Annotated in this window: 16 protein-coding genes; 4 read left to right on the plus strand and 12 right to left on the minus strand. The window is 61.6% G+C overall.

What is annotated here, in order from left to right:
• Positions 1 to 618, minus strand: a complete 618-nt coding sequence (locus tag AC1Q7Q_RS09985; protein WP_492376826.1) for a GbsR/MarR family transcriptional regulator — start codon at positions 616 to 618, stop codon at positions 1 to 3.
• A 455-nt stretch (positions 619 to 1,073) separates the two neighbouring features.
• On the opposite strand from AC1Q7Q_RS09985, the gene AC1Q7Q_RS09990 reads away from it, so the two are divergent.
• Entirely contained in the window at positions 1,074 to 1,541 is a 468-nt protein-coding gene (locus AC1Q7Q_RS09990; protein WP_492376825.1) for an FMN-dependent NADH-azoreductase, read from the plus strand.
• An 83-nt stretch (positions 1,542 to 1,624) separates the two neighbouring features.
• On the opposite strand, the gene AC1Q7Q_RS09995 is transcribed toward AC1Q7Q_RS09990, so the two are convergent.
• From AC1Q7Q_RS09995 to AC1Q7Q_RS10020, 6 genes are all read right to left on the minus strand, one after another.
• On the minus strand, positions 1,625 to 2,719 hold the full coding sequence (locus AC1Q7Q_RS09995) for a transporter (protein WP_492374890.1): 1,095 nt from the start codon (positions 2,717 to 2,719) through the stop codon (positions 1,625 to 1,627).
• A gap of 114 nt (positions 2,720 to 2,833) precedes the next feature.
• A complete protein-coding gene (locus AC1Q7Q_RS10000; RefSeq protein WP_492374891.1) occupies positions 2,834 to 4,483 on the minus strand; it encodes a bifunctional 3-(3-hydroxy-phenyl)propionate/3-hydroxycinnamic acid hydroxylase in 1,650 nt (549 codons plus the stop codon).
• Positions 4,480 to 6,342, minus strand: a complete 1,863-nt coding sequence (locus tag AC1Q7Q_RS10005; RefSeq protein ID WP_492374892.1) for an acyl-CoA synthetase — start codon at positions 6,340 to 6,342, stop codon at positions 4,480 to 4,482. Before AC1Q7Q_RS10005 ends, AC1Q7Q_RS10000 begins: the two co-directional genes overlap by 4 nt.
• Positions 6,343 to 6,466: 124 nt before the next feature.
• On the minus strand, positions 6,467 to 7,195 hold the full coding sequence (locus AC1Q7Q_RS10010; protein ID WP_492374924.1) for a fumarylacetoacetate hydrolase family protein: 729 nt from the start codon (positions 7,193 to 7,195) through the stop codon (positions 6,467 to 6,469).
• A gap of 54 nt (positions 7,196 to 7,249) precedes the next feature.
• On the minus strand, positions 7,250 to 7,423 hold the full coding sequence (locus AC1Q7Q_RS10015) for a hypothetical protein (protein WP_492374893.1): 174 nt from the start codon (positions 7,421 to 7,423) through the stop codon (positions 7,250 to 7,252).
• Between the two features lie 26 nt (positions 7,424 to 7,449).
• Positions 7,450 to 8,589 (minus strand): VOC family protein, encoded by a 1,140-nt coding sequence (locus tag AC1Q7Q_RS10020; protein WP_492374894.1) that lies wholly within the window; start codon positions 8,587 to 8,589, stop codon positions 7,450 to 7,452.
• Positions 8,590 to 9,110: 521 nt separating this feature from the next.
• On the opposite strand from AC1Q7Q_RS10020, the gene AC1Q7Q_RS10025 reads away from it, so the two are divergent.
• Positions 9,111 to 9,263 (plus strand): hypothetical protein, encoded by a 153-nt coding sequence (locus AC1Q7Q_RS10025; RefSeq protein WP_492374895.1) that lies wholly within the window; start codon positions 9,111 to 9,113, stop codon positions 9,261 to 9,263.
• 202 nt (positions 9,264 to 9,465) lie between these two features.
• Here the strand turns inward: AC1Q7Q_RS10025 and AC1Q7Q_RS10030 are convergent, their stop codons facing one another.
• The 4 genes from AC1Q7Q_RS10030 to AC1Q7Q_RS10045 are packed head-to-tail and all read right to left on the minus strand — an operon-like array spanning position 9,466 to position 12,995.
• Positions 9,466 to 10,074, minus strand: coding sequence for a PqiC family protein (locus tag AC1Q7Q_RS10030; protein ID WP_492374896.1), 609 nt, complete (start codon positions 10,072 to 10,074; stop codon positions 9,466 to 9,468).
• Complete coding sequence (locus AC1Q7Q_RS10035; protein WP_492374897.1) at positions 10,071 to 11,702, minus strand: PqiB family protein; 1,632 nt, start codon at positions 11,700 to 11,702, stop codon at positions 10,071 to 10,073. The genes AC1Q7Q_RS10030 and AC1Q7Q_RS10035 overlap by 4 nt, the downstream gene beginning before the upstream one ends.
• Positions 11,686 to 12,360 (minus strand): paraquat-inducible protein A, encoded by a 675-nt coding sequence (locus AC1Q7Q_RS10040; protein WP_492374898.1) that lies wholly within the window; start codon positions 12,358 to 12,360, stop codon positions 11,686 to 11,688. Before AC1Q7Q_RS10040 ends, AC1Q7Q_RS10035 begins: the two co-directional genes overlap by 17 nt.
• Entirely contained in the window at positions 12,357 to 12,995 is a 639-nt protein-coding gene (locus AC1Q7Q_RS10045) for a paraquat-inducible protein A (RefSeq protein ID WP_492374925.1), read from the minus strand. Before AC1Q7Q_RS10045 ends, AC1Q7Q_RS10040 begins: the two co-directional genes overlap by 4 nt.
• A 266-nt stretch (positions 12,996 to 13,261) precedes the next feature.
• On the opposite strand from AC1Q7Q_RS10045, the gene AC1Q7Q_RS10050 reads away from it, so the two are divergent.
• Positions 13,262 to 13,396, plus strand: coding sequence for a hypothetical protein (locus tag AC1Q7Q_RS10050; protein WP_492374899.1), 135 nt, complete (start codon positions 13,262 to 13,264; stop codon positions 13,394 to 13,396).
• Between the two features lie 27 nt (positions 13,397 to 13,423).
• Complete coding sequence (locus AC1Q7Q_RS10055) at positions 13,424 to 14,218, plus strand: TetR/AcrR family transcriptional regulator (protein WP_492374900.1); 795 nt, start codon at positions 13,424 to 13,426, stop codon at positions 14,216 to 14,218.
• A 6-nt stretch (positions 14,219 to 14,224) separates the two neighbouring features.
• Here the strand turns inward: AC1Q7Q_RS10055 and AC1Q7Q_RS10060 are convergent, their stop codons facing one another.
• Entirely contained in the window at positions 14,225 to 14,938 is a 714-nt protein-coding gene (locus tag AC1Q7Q_RS10060) for a TetR/AcrR family transcriptional regulator (RefSeq protein ID WP_492374901.1), read from the minus strand.
• Between the last annotated feature and the right edge of the window lie 472 nt (positions 14,939 to 15,410).

The following is a 15,410-nucleotide window of genomic DNA, read 5'->3' on the forward strand; positions in this document are numbered from 1 at the left end:
CTACTCCTTCCGGGTGCGGGTCGTCTTGGCTTTCACGGCACTGGCAGGGGGCGTGCCGGCGCGGGCTTTTCCGCCGATGGCAAGGCTGAGCTTGTCCTTCACGTCCAGCAGCTTGTTGACCTTGGAGCCGAGCTTCATCAGCTTCTCCAGCGTGGCCACATCCAGCTTCTGGATCTCGCCGAACCAGCTCGTCACCAGTAGGATCAGCCCGTACATCTCCTTCATCCGCTCCTGCGCATGGCGATCGTCCGGATCGCTCACGGTCTCCAGCTGGACTTCGCGCAGCATGGACAACGTGGGGTCGATCTCGCGCCGGCGGCGTTCCTCCGCCAGGGTGCGGAAAATCGCCCAGACATCGTCAGGTGCCGAGAAATACTCGCGGCGGTCGCCCGGCTGGTGAGATAGCTTGACCAGGTTCCACGACTCCAGCTCCTTCAGCCCGATGCTGACATTGGAGCGCGAGAAGCCCAGCGCCTCGGCGATTTCGTCGGCGTTGAGCGGGCGGGAGGCGGTAAACAGCAAGGCATAGATTTGCCCAACCGTGCGGTTGATGCCCCAGCGGCTGCCCATTTCACCGAAGTGAAGCACGAAGCGCTGGATCAGGGGCGACAGATGCATCTTGTTTGTTTTGAATTTTTAGGAAGTTGTGAAAGTTTAGTACGAAAAGGCGATCTATGCTGCGGTGCGGGGTGCGACAACGGGTCGCTGCTGTCTGGCGTCACTGTCACGTGTCAAAGTTAGTGGGTAAGAAGCGCTGGCGATGTAGGTTGCGCCACGCATAGGCGGGGCTTAGGATGTGTCCGTCCCGCATTCCAAATATGCGCCGCGCAGGAGTATTGATAGTTCACCGATGCTGGCCTTATCCGTGCAATCTTCTCCGCAGACGGAGCGGCGATATCCCGGAAAATTCGCTGTCTCCTTGACTAGGGCTGCTCAGATTCGGAATTCCTTTTGCTGAGGTCGAACGCCTGTCTCGCCTTTTCAATGGCCGGGAGATGCGCGATGGCCCATAGGCCGAGTGCTTCCACAGGTGTCCTTAGCGAGTGGCCGAGGGAGGTCAATGCATTCCTCACTTGTCCGGCGCATACTTCGCCGCATCCCGTGATCCCAAGGCGCCGAACGACGCAGCGCTTCTGTGGGATATTGAGTTGGGACGCGCCATCCTGGAAGAATTCCTGGCGGTCGACGTGGTGGTCATTGGTGTCGCATTTTACAATTTCAGTATCGCCAGCCAACTGAAGGCTTGGATCGACCGCATCGCCGTCGCGGGAAAGCCCTTTCGCTATACGGACAGAGGTCCAGAAGGGCTCGTGACCGGCAAGCGCATCATCCTGGCCGTTGCACGTGGCGGGTACTATGGCCCCGGTTCGCGCAACGCGGCACTGGAGCACGCGGAAGCCTATCTCCGGAGCGTATTCTCGTTCGTTGGCGTGTCCCAGCTCGAAGTGGTCGCCGCCGAGGGGGTATCTGCCGGTGCTGAACAAAGGCAAGTCGCTATCGAGCAGGCACAGCGAAAGATAGGCGATCTGCTCCCGACCTGAGTGCAACCAAGTCGTCGGGCCGGGGGGGGCAGGGGGGCCAGGGGAAACGACGAGACACGATGGCAGTTGTCTCGCCATCGTCGTCAGAATAGCTTGATCAAACGGATCTGGGTCATGCTCCCGACCTTTGCATTGCGCGAACTGGTTGTCGCCATGTATTGCAACGTCAACGCAGCGTCAATGCCGGGCACCATCGCGGTATAGAACGCACCGGCATTGAGGGATCGGTAGCGGCTTGGGCCCCAGGGGTTGTTCGAGTCGTCCTGGTATTGTTGAACGAAGACAGTGTGCAGTCCGAGCACGCCAATCCCGGTCTTGTATGCCGCCGCGCCTTCCAATCCAATCCAGTTTCCGCTGCGGAGGTCATTGTCCCGATTCTTCGTATTCAGGCCCAAGGTCGCCTTTGCCGCGATGGCGATGTCCGGCGTCGGCAGGTAGGCCACTTGCACCGACGGCCGCAGCGTGTAGAAATTACCGGTGCCTATGTCGGGTGCAGGCGATGCGTTGTAGCGCCCTGTCGGAATGACGAGGGATGCGCCCAGCAATACGCGCAGCTGTTCGGTCGTATAGAGCCAGCCGCCTTGCAACTCCAGGTCGCCGATGCCCGATACGTCGCCACTGGAACTGGCTGCTTCGCCGGCGAGGCTTGACTGATATGTCGCGCCGAACTGGCTGGCGATGGCCTGCTGTGCGGCCGCGGGGACCGCGGGGTTCGCCTGCACGGCTGGCGTTGCGGCAGTAGCCCTGACCGATTGGGACTTGACGCCATACGGCAGAACGCCGCCGAATGCGAAGCGACCGCCGCCATAGTCCGCGTTGGTAATGTAGCCAATGCCGAGGTTGAACAGCTTGAAAGTGCCTGAGGCAGGGATCTGGGCGGTATTGGCGCCATACGTGGGATACGCCGTCACGGGGGTAGGGGATGGAAGTGGAATGGCGCCACCGGGGATCGGCTTCGTCAGTGTGTTGCCATCGTTGCCGGTCACCTTCCTGATGTCGATGTAAGTCGCTGCGACACCAACTGCGAGCCCGGCGGCATCCGGGGGGGTGAACATTTCCCCTCCGATGCTGCCTGCGACGTTGTACCGCACCTGAAAGTCTTCTCCGGCATGTGCGGTCATGCTTGCAAGGCAAGTGATTGCCGCGATGGAAAGGCAATAAGCAGAAGTCTGCAACACAAGGGTCTCCTCCTTGTTATTGAAGCGGCGTAAAAGAAGCCCCGCCCGCAGGCGCCATGAACTGGCGCCAGAAGGTTTGTTGTTTGTTATCTGTCTGTGGGGCGACGGGTGCCTTCAGGCAGCCTTGGGGAGGCGTATGTCGAGGCGTACCTGCGGCGGATCGATCAAATCAAGGGCGCGCTGGAGGATGTGCTCGGCTTGAGAGGCCGGGCCTTCGGCGAGCACGCATCGGTCCGGGCGGACCACCACCATCCAGTCGAGCGGGGCCACGCGGGGCAACACGACCTCGTCCAATGCTTCAAGGCGCCGGCCTTTGGGCGCGAGATGCTGCGCCTGGGCACGTTGGCACCATTGCCACACCTTGCCGCCGGCGAGGGACCAGCGGACCATGAGCTCGGACGAGAGGCGCGTCGCGGGGTCAAAGCCAAATCCGATGACTGCACACTCAAGCCCCAGGCAATCGTCGCTAAGTGTCGGGATTCCGCATTCTGCCGGTCGGACCCACCCCTGTGGAAAGCTCGAACCGGCACGCAGCTTCTCGGTGCCGCGCACGCGCAAAAACAGGCCTTTGTCGAACGTGTTTGCGGGCTTCACTTTCAGGTCTTCGAACAGGGCACGGCCGCGCGGCAACAACCTTATCGCGCTCATGCATCCGTGTATGGCGAGTGCGGCAGCTCTGTTGCGTGGCATGACAAGTGCTCCAAGAAAGCGCGCCAGGTTGATGATCTTCCTTGCGTGAGGCCGGCGTTCCTGATCATAGCTGTCGAGAATCTGCTCGCTCGCCTGACCGCGTAGCACCCACGCCAGCTTCCACCCAAGGTTTGCCACGTCTCGCAGGCCGGCCACCAATCCTTGCCCGGCAAAAGGAGGCGTAATGTGAGCGGCATCACCGGCCAGGAAACATCGGCCTTTCGAGAACGATTTGGCTTCACGTGCGTGAAACCGATACACGGCGGTGCGTTCTATCTGGATCTTGTCTACATCGCACCACGGCGCGAGCAGCTTGCGCACCGATTCAGGCCGCTCCATTTCAGCAGCGCTTTCGCCCGGCTTCAACATGAACTCCCAGCGCTGGCGGCCTCCTGGGGCGACCATATGCGGCGTTGGCCGTGCCGGGTCGCAGACGAACTCGCAATGGTCAATGGGATTCGGCACGCCAAGCGCGTCGACAATCAGCCAGTCCTGCTGGAATGTGCGGCCCTCGAAATCAAGCCCCAGCTCACGCCGGACCAGTGAACCTGCGCCATCGATGCCCACCATGTACTTGGCCCTGATCTGCTGGTCGGAGGCGCCAGCTGATTTCACGACGGCATGCACACAATGACCGTCATCGACGAAGGACTGGAGTTCAGTCCCGAGGCGAACGTCGACGGTGGGGTGCGCTGACAGCTTCTTGCGCAGCACGGCCTCCAGCTCTGGCTGGTAGAACGTGACGAGCGTCGGATGGCCGTCGACAATTCTCGCGCTGTTGATGCGCGCAAAGCGGCCGAACAGTGGCGAGCGGTATTGCACCTTCGGAATCGCCACCGTGGCGAATTCTCCCTCCGCTACGCCCACGAGCTGCAGAATGCGCAGGGCCTCGTTGTCCAGCGCGATTGCGCGCGGTTTGGCAAAAATCTCCGTGGCGCGGTCGATGGCCAGGACGCGGATCCCGTAGCGGCCAAGCAGGTTGGCCAGCGCTGCCCCCACCGGCCCCAGTCCAACAAGCAGGACATCCGTATCGAGCATGTTCCCCTGCGGGGTCTTCGTGGTGTCCGTCATCATTGCTCCTGCCATGCGGGAATCACGGGATAGCGGGCTACCAGTGCTATCGCCGCCTCACGTGACGCGACCGGACCGGAGATATCGGCTATGGCACCGCGCTCGGGGCAGAGGCGGGCCTTGACGCGGGTGTCGGACATACCATGCTCGGCAAGCGCCGCCTGGATGACGTGCTCGATGGTGAGCAGCCGCAGGTCCGGCTTGGAGACCTTGCCGACGGCGGTAAGGGGCAGTGCTGGCATGATTTCGATGCGCACTGGCACCGCCGCACGCTCAGGAATCCTCTCCCGCGCGTATGCCATCAATGCTTCGGTGCAAGCTTGTGCGCCTGGCCTGAGTACCGCGAAGGCTACCGGCAATTCACCCGCATGGGTGTCAGGCTGTCCGACCGCAGCGACCATGGCGACTTCGGGGTGTGCGGCGATCGTATCCTCGATCATCGACGGATCGATGTTGTGGCCGCCACGGATAATCAGGTCTTTCGCGCGGCCGCACAGCGTTAGAGATCCATCCGCGTCAAAGCGGCCCAGGTCGCCCGTGTTGAACCATCCGCCCTCGATCCAGATGCCACGGTTGTCGGCTTCCCTTAGGTAGCCGGGAAACACATTGGGGCCGCGTATGCCGATCACGCCGGTCGTACCGGCTTCGGCAAGCTCGGCGGGCCTGCCGTCTGCATGTAGCTTGAACAGCTTCAATTCCTGATACGGAATGCGGATGCCAACCGTACCCGCCTTGGGCGCGGCTTGTGGCGGGTTGACGGTCGATACGCAACTACCTTCCGTCAGGCCATATCCCTCGTGGATGCGAACACCAGTGAGCGTTTCAAACTCGTGTGCAACCTGACTGGGTAGCGGCGCGGCACCACAGAGGACGTGGCGCAAGGTCGGGATCCCGTCCGCAGGCAGCGGCCTGGAAAGCAGTGCCGTCAGGATGGTTGGCACGGCGGAAAACGTGGTGGCCCCAAATCGGTTGGCAATCTCCCAGAAGGCGTCCAGCATGCCCGGCGTCCGATACCCGCCTGCTGTCAGCATGACGATTTCCGAACCGCTGTGAAGCGCACCGAGTCCGGTCACCATGGCGCCATTCACGTGGAAAAGGGGCAACCCCGCCAGCATCACGTTATGCCGGTCGTCAATCCTTTGAAGGATCCATGCCATCACGGCTTCGTTCAGGTGACTGTGCACGGCCACCTTGGGATACCCGGTGGTGCCACCCGTATGAAAATAGGCGCACGGCTCGGTGGGCGTGAATCGCCGCCCGCTGATCAGCCGCGTACTGTCGGATTCGGCCAGCGCGTCATGGAAGTCAAGCACCTGCACGCCGGGGCGGGTCGGCATCTTGCCGCACGGGATGTGACCGCCGGATCCGGTACGCCGCCCCATCGCGGCCGTCGGGTCGACCTGCAGGATCGTCTCGACCCGAGGCAGCCTGTCCGCGACTTCCACGGCTTTTTCCCAGATACCCCCTTCCGTGGTGGGCCCCAGGGCGATGACAACCTTGGCTCCCGTCTCTTCGCAGATCCGGGCAATGTAGCTGGACTCCAGCATCGGGTTGATCGGGCTGGCAATGCCGGCAGCCTCGGCGCCCCATAGTGCCAGGTGGCTCTCGATCAAGTTCGGTAACAGGATGGCAACCGGCACGCCCGACCTCACGCCGAGGCGGTGGAGTGCATTAGCGGCGCGATGGATGCCTTCCAGCAATTCTGCATAACGGGCGTCACGCGTCGGCGCGGAGGCGCTGCCATCCAGTAGTAGCCGCAGGGCCACGCGTTCCGGCCAGCGCTCGCAGGCGGTCCGTAGTACATCGTAAGTGTTTGTGGCGCGGATTACGTACTGCCAGGGCATCCGTTCGATCTGTTCCACGTCCTCCAGTCGCCTGACGACCTCTGGCATGGCGCTGATTGCAAGGCTACTCATAAGACTTCACTCTCATTCCAAATACTGCGATGGGATGTGCCACATGTTTCGTCGCCAACTGGCGTAGTCGTCATGCTGGGGCGATAACGGTGGTCTGCTCGCCCAGGTCGATGGTGCCGTCATCCGTGCGAATCGAGGCCCGGATGCTATCGCCGGGCCGAAGGTAGGCGGGATTCGTCATGCCGCGGCGCACAAACATGCGCCATTTGCCGGCGTCGCTGAGAAAGTGTTTCGCCAAGAACATGGCGAGCTTTCCCGGCGCGCGCGCCGCGCAACCGGCAGGCGTACCGGTGGCGATCAGGTCGCCTGTGTGAACGTCGTGCATGGATGCCAGTTCCGTCAAGGTTGAAGCCGGCGCGTGGATCATATCGGCGCAGTAGGCGTCCTGCCGGGGCTGTCCGTTGACATCCAGGCGCATCCGCAATTCCGGCCAACGTTGCCACTCTTCCGGTGTCAGCAATATGAGCCCAGGGCCAACAGGCCCGAAGCCGCGATAGCTCTTTCCCTTGTAGAACTGACCCTGCGGCAATTGCACGTCACGCGCAGACAGGTCATTGACGATGGTCACGCCGCCAAGCCAATCACCGAGAGCGTCGGGGCTGACCTTCACGCCAGGTTGCAAATCCCGCCGCAGCACCAGCCCGAGCTCGATCTCGTAGTCGAGCAGCTTGACGTGGGCTGGGGAGGCAACCGGAGCATCCGCGGCCGTGATGCATGAGGATGCCTTCGTGAAGATGGTGTTGAAGGGAAAATTCTCGACACGCAGACCGGATTCCATGACGTGGCTGCGGTAGTTGATGCCTTGGCAGAGGAATTGCTGGTTCTGCGTGACGGGTGCGAGAAGCTGGACGGCCTAGCGCGGAATCGTTGCCTGCGCCGCTGGCACTTGCCAGATGCTTTGCCAGTGTTTGGCAAGCAACTCGCCTGTGGTCGCGGCGTTGGCCTGCAACGGCGCGATGCGTGCGCCAAAGAGAATGCCCCATTGCGGGCCATCCGTATGGATATAGCGAATTACGGTACGAGACATGATGCTTCCTAGGGAATTGCTTAGTTCTAAAGCCAGGGTCTGGCGGGTGCACCCAGCGCCGTTTCGATCAGCTTGAGCCGCGCCGGCGCTATCGCCTTGCGCCGTACCAGCCTCAGCACCTTCAGCACATTGCGCAAAGTCTTTCTTGGCTTCATGGAAGCCGGTGCGTCGGCGCCCCAGGCCCAGATGCCGCCGAAATCAAGCGGCGAGTAAGCGGTTTCGAAATCCGCGGTGAACAGGTCACCATCGGTGTAGTGCTCCAGTTCGAAGCCGTCCGGATCGCGCCAGTAGTCGAACAACTGGCTTCCCAGCAAATGCCGCCCGATGCCCCACATATGCGAATGGCCTTGCGCACGCAGCACCTGTTGACCTTGCCCGAGCGCATCGAGATCGATGACTTCGTACGCGCTGTGCTCGTATTTCTCTTCGATGCCACCCACCAGTACGAGGGTGTGGTGGTCGGCTGGCGCCTGGCCAAGGTCGAGCCGGCAGAAGGCCAGGTTGGGACTGCCATCCGCGAGGTACTGCACATCGGTCGGAATGACACCCAGTACGGTCATGTACCACGCCGCCATGGCGGCAAAGTCCACGGTTTGAAATACAACATGACCCAGCCGGACAATACTGGCCGGCTCAATCGGGGTGCGAACAGTGCGGTTGACTCGCGGCGCATGTTGCGCCGTGTTGGTCAATGTCATGGGTGGGCGCATGGGCAGCGCTTCGACACGCTGCTGGCCTTGCACGAGCCAGACACTGCGCCCGGAAGGATCGAATAGCTCGACACCGCGCCCGCCTCCGGGAATCTGCTGGTCGGACAACCACATGGCGCCAAAGCGATCGGAATACCGATGCAAGTCGGTATCGTCGGACATGCGAAAGGCAGGCCCAACGAAGCGGCTCGCCGCCGAACGTTCGGCCACCGCAATGCAGGGGGCCGTCCCGACGCCACGGGCCGTGAGCCGCTCAGGCGAGTCGCTGGCCACATGCATGCCGAAATCGCGCCAGAAGCGTTCAGTCGCCGCCAGGTCTTTCTTTTCCCAGCGAAGGAACGCCAGTTCCACGGCTCTACCGAACGGCTTTGGGCGAGTGAGCCGTTGCACGCCAGGTGGCAGCCGGCTCTCCGGGTAAGACTCCGGCTGGCGGAGCATGACGGTCGATTTGGGCATGAGGTCTCCAACCGCTGAGCGGTCCGTTTGTGATTGTTTTGGATCGACGCCGTGCCTGCAGGTGCTGCCAAGGAGGTGCCACGGCGCTTGCGACGTCGGAATGCGGTGTCAAGCGACGTCGTTCATGGTCGTGATAATAGTCTATTTGTCAGGATGACTAATATCTCGTTAACACCTAGATGGTGTGACAAGGTGGGTTGGTTGCAGCGCCCCGCCGTGCGCAAGGTGCGGGGCGTTTCACGTCTAGCCGCCAAGGGGTGCACTCCGCTTGCAATATGAGCCGCAGTTTCCCGATACACATTCGCCACGCCCCCCAACTGCCCGGGCGCTGGCACCTTTGTTTCGGTGCGGCCGCTCAGGACCTTGGCTCTGGGCTGCATGCTTTTCCTGAACGCGGGAGAGTCGGGCGCTATCTATCTCACGGCGGCCTATCAGCTGGCATTGGCGCATGATCTGCCGAGCCTCGCTGCAAGTGATGCACTCACGGCGGGACGGGAGATGGCTGTGCGGAGGGCGACGCCTTGCTGCGTCTCCGCGTAAGCCTCCAGGCGGCACTTGACTGGATCAACGATTGTTCGTCCGGCAACCCGCTGGCCGACCTCGCGCCGTTGGTATCCAACGATTGTTCGGGAACTGCGCGGCAGGCCGGCGTGATGCTGATTCAGCCGCTGTAGGACTTGACCGCTGCGATCGCTTGCAGCACGGCAGCCTGACCATCACGTTTGCCGACAACCAGGCGGTGTGGCGAGTCAGCCTGGTCACGCTCTTGGTCAGGCGATGCCCTTCACAAATCTGGCTATGTCGCTAACGCCTGATCGGTCGATATGCCGGGTTGGTCGCCGCGCCACTCCGCTAAAGGTGGGTAACGGCACACATTTAGCGACTAAGCGACTCCACGCCGACTGCTATATCGGCAGCGGTTGCTGCGAGGATTTCCCGATACGCATTCACCACGCCCTCCATCTGCCCGGGCGCGGGCACCTCTGTTTTGGTGCGGCCGCTCAGAACCTTGCCGTCCGGCAGTCGCCGCACGGTCCAGGTGATGGTCGCCGCTGCCCACTTGCCCACATTGGCGTCGAGGTTTACCACCTCGGTCGTTACCCGAAAGGCCGGCTGCGTCGCCGACAGGCCGTGCTGGTAGACATCCAACGCGTCAAGCGTCGATTGCAGTTGCTGCGACAGTGCATCGCGTAGCTCGTCGGGCAATGGGGACGTCCAGCGCGATGTGTCGAGCAGCTTCACCTCCCCGCTGGTGCCGTCACGCACCACCAGCTGAATGCGGTTCAACCGCTCGGGCACGCGCACCGGCGTGACCTCGATCCATAACGGTTCGCTGCGACGGCTGGCTCGCCCTGTCACGGCCGGCGCGGCGTCGGAGCGATTGGCAGCCAGCGTGTAGTAGCGCGCCTCGGGTGACGCGCAGCCGCACATCATGGTCGTGGCCGCGGCGGCCAGCGTAACAAACAGCGTCATACGTTTCATCATTTCTCTTCCCTCTTGCCTTGCAGCAGTGCTTCGGGATGCCGCTCGAGATAATCGGTCAGCGTGCGCAGCGAGACTGCCGTTTGCGTGAGTTCCTGCATCATCCGACGCGTATCCTGCTGCAGCGATGCGTCGGGCGCCAGCGCGCCATTGGCCGTGGCGAGCGTGCGGCGCACATCCTTGAGCGCGGCGAGCACTTCTGGTGCCACATCGCCATTGACCTGTGCCACGAGCTTGTCCGCGTTGACGAGCATTTTGTTCATAGACACCATCGCCGTGCGCGCGTCCTGCCCGATCTGGTCGAACGGCACTTTGCCGATCTTGGTCACAATGTCGCCAAGCTTGGCTTGCAGTTCGTCGAAGGTGCCCGGCGTGGTGGGGAACTCAGGCAGCGACCCGTTCAGGTCCAGATCAGCCGGCAGAGTTGCCTTCGGAAAGAAATCGAGTGCCACATAGAGCTGGCCTGTCAGCAGGTTGCCTGTGCGCAACTGCGCACGCATGCCGCGCTGTACGAGGCTATGCACGATGGCGAGCTTGCGCGCGTCGTCAGCCACGTCTTTCTCGTGCAGACCCATGCGAGACGGATAGAGTTCCACCACCACGGGCATGCGGAAGGCCTTCTTGTCACGCTGGTATTCGATACCGATCGAGCGCACTTGCCCGACGGTCACACCGCGGAAATCGACTGGCGCACCTGGAGACAGGCCGCGCACGGACTGATCGAAGTTGAGCACTGCCAGTGCGGGGGCGAGTTCCTCCGGCTCTTTCATGGCTTCCGATTGGTCCGCCGCTAGCAGGAACTCGGTGTTCTCGGCGGCTGTGGCGTGCGCAGTCGAGTGCTCCGGCGCCTGGAAGGCCAGGCCACCAAGCATCACGGTGACCAGCGACTGCGTGGACAACTTCAGCCCGTTCGCATCGAGCTTGAGGTCGACGCCGCTGGCATGCCAGAAGCGCGTATCGGCGCAGACGAGCTTGTCATAGGGCTTGTTGACGAAGATCCGCAGCGTGATGTCGTGGCCGTTCGGCTCGAGTTGATACGCTACGACATGGCCGACCTGCACGCGACGATAGTAGACCGGTGAGCCGATGTCGAGCGAGCCCAGGTCTTGCGCACGCAGCACGAACTGCCTGCCTGAGGCGTCGGCAGTGACAGTCGGCGGGACTTCGAGCCCGGTGAAGCTACGCGTCGTCTCGCCTGACTTGCCGGCATCCACGCCGATATATGCGCCCGATAGCAGCGTCTCGAGCCCCGACACGCCGCTGGTTGCAAAGCGAGGCCGCACCACCCAGAAGCGTGTGTCGGCCACGGCGAAGGTCTCCGCGTCCTTGGTCAACGCAATCGTCGCGATCACATGCGAACGGTCCGCTGCCAGCCGTGCCGTCTTGACCAATCCGATATCGACGTCCTTGTAGCGCACGGGGGTCTTGCCCGGCGTCAGGCCTTCGGCGGTGCGAAATGTGACGGTGATCTCGGGCCCGCGCGATGCTAGCGTGTTGATCAACAACGAAAGCCCGACTACCGCCGCAACGAGGGGGATCAGCCAGACGAGCGAGGGTAGCCAACGCGCGCGAGGCTTGCGCCCGGGCGGCGGTACATCATGAGGTGGGGGATGATTAGTGTGTTCTGGCATGATCGGAGTGCGGAAATTCGATGGGGGGAGGCGACGTCTCAAGCGCATCCCACAGCAGACGGGGATCAAAGCTCAGTGACGCGAGCATGGTCAGTACGACAACCGAGGCAAAGGCCAGGGCCCCGCCCCCGGGCGTAATCGTGGCCAGCGCCCCGACCTGCACCAGCGAGGCCAGCAGTGCCACGACGAAGATGTCGAGCATGGACCATCGGCCGATGACCTCGACCAGCGCGTAGAGCCGGGTCTGTTCTCGGATGCGCCAGGTCGATCTGCGGCGCACCGATACCAGCAGCAATGTCAGGATCATCATCTTCAGCAGCGGGACAACAATGCTGGCGATCAGCACCACGAGCGCCAGCATGTGCGAGCCGGACAGCCATAGATAGATCACGCCGGACATGATGGTGTCGCGCTGTGTACCGAGAATTGACTGCGTCACCATCACCGGGAGCAGATTGGCTGGGATATACAGAAGGTAAGCGGCCAACAGGAAAGCCAAGGTGCGCGACGCGCTGGCTGGCTTGCGATGATGTAGTACGGCGCCGCAGCGGGGACACGGTCCGGCCTCGAGCGTCATCGGGCTGAGCCGGTCGCAAGCGTGGCATGACAGCAGTCCGCGCGAAGCAGCGGTAGCGTAAGGCAATTGAGTCGCGGTCATGTTGCGGCGTCCGGCGAGCAGGTTTGTATGTCATCTGCACCGTTCGCATCGAGGTGATGCCACAGGTCGCGCGGATCAAAGGACAGGATGGCGGCAAGTACGACCACGAGGGCACCGAATGACCAGAGCGCGACGCCAGCAAGCACCTGCGCTATGGTCGACAGCTTTACCACCGTCACCAGCACGCCGATCATGAATACCTCGATCATGCCCCACGGCCGCGTCAGGAGAATGCCGCGCACAAGGCGGTCGAATCCGGGGGGCATGCGGTGCTGCGCCATTGGCACGAGCAGGTAGCACATCATGAGTAACTCGGCCAGCGGAAGCAGGATCGTCGTGGCGAACACGAGCATCGCCACCGGCGACATGTCATGCGCGTAGAGTGCTTGCACGGCGCCCCATAGCGTGGTCTCCACGCGCGAGCCCTTGAGTTCCATAGCGACAATCGGGTACGCGTTCGAGATCATGAACAGGATCAGAGCGGTCACAACGAGCGGCAGCAGGCGGCGATAGGCAAGTGAACTGTTGCGATAGAGCGCACCGCCGCAGCGCAGGCAGGTGGCACGTTCGCCCGGTTGCAGTGTCACGCGCATATGGAGTGCGTCGCAATGCTCGCACGCAACCAGCCGGTGCATGTCCTGTGGTGGATCTGGCGGCGGGAGGTGGTTCTGATGCACGACGTGTCCTGGGATGGTTATCGGCCTCGTTGCATGAGGCAAGCAGTGCGTCGAGCGCACCGGAATCTTTCGAGATTCCCGCATTCTGCTACAAAATGACTTGCGTGTCATCATGACAATAAGTATCTTATAGGGAATGCAACGGGCACTTTTTCTGAAAAACACCTCCTTGTCCCACCGTTTCCAGCTGTATGCAGGCTCTTTCTTTCCTCAGAACGCTGTCCATGAAAGTTGTCTGCGAAGTCGAAATTCGCGATGGCCTGCCGCATGACATCTTTGCCGTGGCCGAACGGCTGGTCGTCGTGGCACAGACACTGCACAACGCTGCGCACTCGGTGCGCAGCCGAGGACGGCACTGAGCTTGTTCGTATCAAGGAGGGCGGGACGTGGCCTACGCCATGGTGTCGGCGTTGCAGCGGCGTATTGATATAATCATCCAATCACATAAGGTCCTCAAATTGAAGATGCCTGCCGCCCCTGATCTTAAAGACCATCGCCCTCGCGTTGCAGCCGAACGGCGTGCACGGATGCGCATGCGTCTCATTGAAAGCGCGATGATCGTCTTTGCGCAAAGAGGTATCGGAGTCAGCGTGATTCCGGAAGTCATCGCGGCAGCTGGCGTCTCACAAGGTTCCTTCTACAACTACTTCCGTACTAACGACGATCTGCTGGCGGCTGTCAGCGAAGCGCTCAGTCACGACATGGTGCAAATGATCGAGAGCGTGGTCGGCAATATCGAAGACCCGGCGTTGCGTGTTGCAACGGGTATTCGCTTGTATCTGCACCTTGCGCGATCCTATCCTGTGGTGGCGCAGTTTCTTTCCGGCACAGGCCTGACCTTGGTCGGCAAGAAGAGTGCCGTGTACGAGTACCTGCCCTCGGATATCAAGGAAGGCCTGAAGACGGGCACGTTTGACGAGGCCTCGGCCGATGTTGCATTGGACATGGTGGCAGGCGCAGGGGTAATCGCCGTTCACCGTATGGCCCAGGGAAAAACGACCAAGGATTATCCCGAGCGGATTGTGCGGGCGGTGTTGCGGTCGCTCGGCGTGTCTGCATCGAGTGCCACAAAGTTGACCTCTGCGCCTTTGCCAAAGCTGGTCGTTTCGCCTGAGTCACTGCTCGAAAAGGCACAGGAGAAGCTCGCCGAAATGGCCGAGCCCTCCAACCTGCGCGCGTAGCCAACACTACGGTGCTTCGCCGCTCGCTTGGGCGAGCAAGCCATCGAAAAGCACCTCACTCGCATCCAGCGGCGACTTGGATATCGCATCAGCCACCGCTTCTTCCACGCCTAAGGCGCGCAATGCCACGGCGGCGGCGAGCTCCGAGAAATCTTCGCGACATTCGGTTTCAAGCATGCGGTGCATTGCGCTCATTGCCGCGCCGGCAACGATATTGAACCCCAGGGCGATCGGCATGCGCTTGAAGCGCTTGCGTCGAACACCTTCCTCTATGTCCCTGCGGACAAACTCCAGCATATTGGGTGCCTGGTAGCCAGCCCAGCCCAGCCGGCCCAGGATTGCAGCCACACCCGGCTGGCGTATCGTAAGTATCGACGCAAGCCGTATTCCCCTGGCGATGTGCTCGGCCGGGTCGTCATGGCTGCGCACAATGGGGTCGGCGGCCCGCTCCCATTGTTCAGCAACCTTCCCGACAAGCTCCCGCACGATCGCGTCGGACGACGGAAAGTACTTGTAGAACGTGCCACGTGACACCCGTGCGGCCGAAATGATGTCGTCGATGGAAGGCGTCTCGGCGCTGTTCTCTACCATCAAGCGCATCGCACTGTTCAGCAATAGCGAGCGCATACGCTGCCGCCGCTTTGCCGCAACTCGCTGACGGTGGTCGCGAGTCTCCGACGGTTCTGTTTCAGCTGCCAATCTCTTCTGTATCGGGGTCATTGATCTGTTTTTTCCTTATGGTCAATGAGTCGGCATAGCCGCGCGCGCAGCACTTCCTGCGCCTTCGGTCTATGCCCGTCACGTCACTTCGCGTCCAGTGCTTGTCTCTGCGCGTCCACTTGCTTGTGGTCGCCACGCACCTTCTTCGTCTGATGTGGAATCCGGTACGTCATAGTCGTCCCGTTCCACTCATAAAATAAATTGTACGTCATCATGACATTCAAGTCAGTATGATGTATATTCCGGGCTATCGGGAAGGGAGAAATCCCTAACAGGCCTGCCGTCGCTGACGCCAGCACGAGTCCGTGGAGCGCCTCGGTGGCGTGGATCTCTGATGACTCGCAGGGGAGCGACGGACCTTACTGGAGGGCAGAAATTGAACAGGAACTATCGAGCGGCAGCTCTTATCATCATCGCGGCACATCTGCTAGCCGCCTGTACACCGCACCCCACATCCGGACACGCGGACGTA

It is taken from the genome of Cupriavidus sp. GW823-FHT07A04, assembly GCF_058794615.1.

What these genes read in the sequence shown, in the direction of transcription:
- AC1Q7Q_RS09985 (WP_492376826.1), bottom strand. Translation starts at nt 618, where the DNA reads ATGCATCTGTCGCCCCTGATCCAGCGCTTCGTGCTTCACTTCGGTGAA.
- AC1Q7Q_RS10000 (WP_492374891.1), bottom strand. Translation starts at nt 4,483, where the DNA reads ATGATGACGGACACCACGAAGACCCCGCAGGGGAACATGCTCGATACG.
- AC1Q7Q_RS10015 (WP_492374893.1), bottom strand. Translation starts at nt 7,423, where the DNA reads ATGTCTCGTACCGTAATTCGCTATATCCATACGGATGGCCCGCAATGG.
- AC1Q7Q_RS10020 (WP_492374894.1), bottom strand. Translation starts at nt 8,589, where the DNA reads ATGCCCAAATCGACCGTCATGCTCCGCCAGCCGGAGTCTTACCCGGAG.
- AC1Q7Q_RS10030 (WP_492374896.1), bottom strand. Translation starts at nt 10,074, where the DNA reads ATGATGAAACGTATGACGCTGTTTGTTACGCTGGCCGCCGCGGCCACG.
- AC1Q7Q_RS10035 (WP_492374897.1), bottom strand. Translation starts at nt 11,702, where the DNA reads ATGCCAGAACACACTAATCATCCCCCACCTCATGATGTACCGCCGCCC.
- AC1Q7Q_RS10040 (WP_492374898.1), bottom strand. Translation starts at nt 12,360, where the DNA reads ATGACCGCGACTCAATTGCCTTACGCTACCGCTGCTTCGCGCGGACTG.
- AC1Q7Q_RS10045 (WP_492374925.1), bottom strand. Translation starts at nt 12,995, where the DNA reads ATGCACCGGCTGGTTGCGTGCGAGCATTGCGACGCACTCCATATGCGC.
- AC1Q7Q_RS10050 (WP_492374899.1), top strand. Translation starts at nt 13,262, where the DNA reads ATGAAAGTTGTCTGCGAAGTCGAAATTCGCGATGGCCTGCCGCATGAC.
- AC1Q7Q_RS10060 (WP_492374901.1), bottom strand. Translation starts at nt 14,938, where the DNA reads ATGACCCCGATACAGAAGAGATTGGCAGCTGAAACAGAACCGTCGGAG.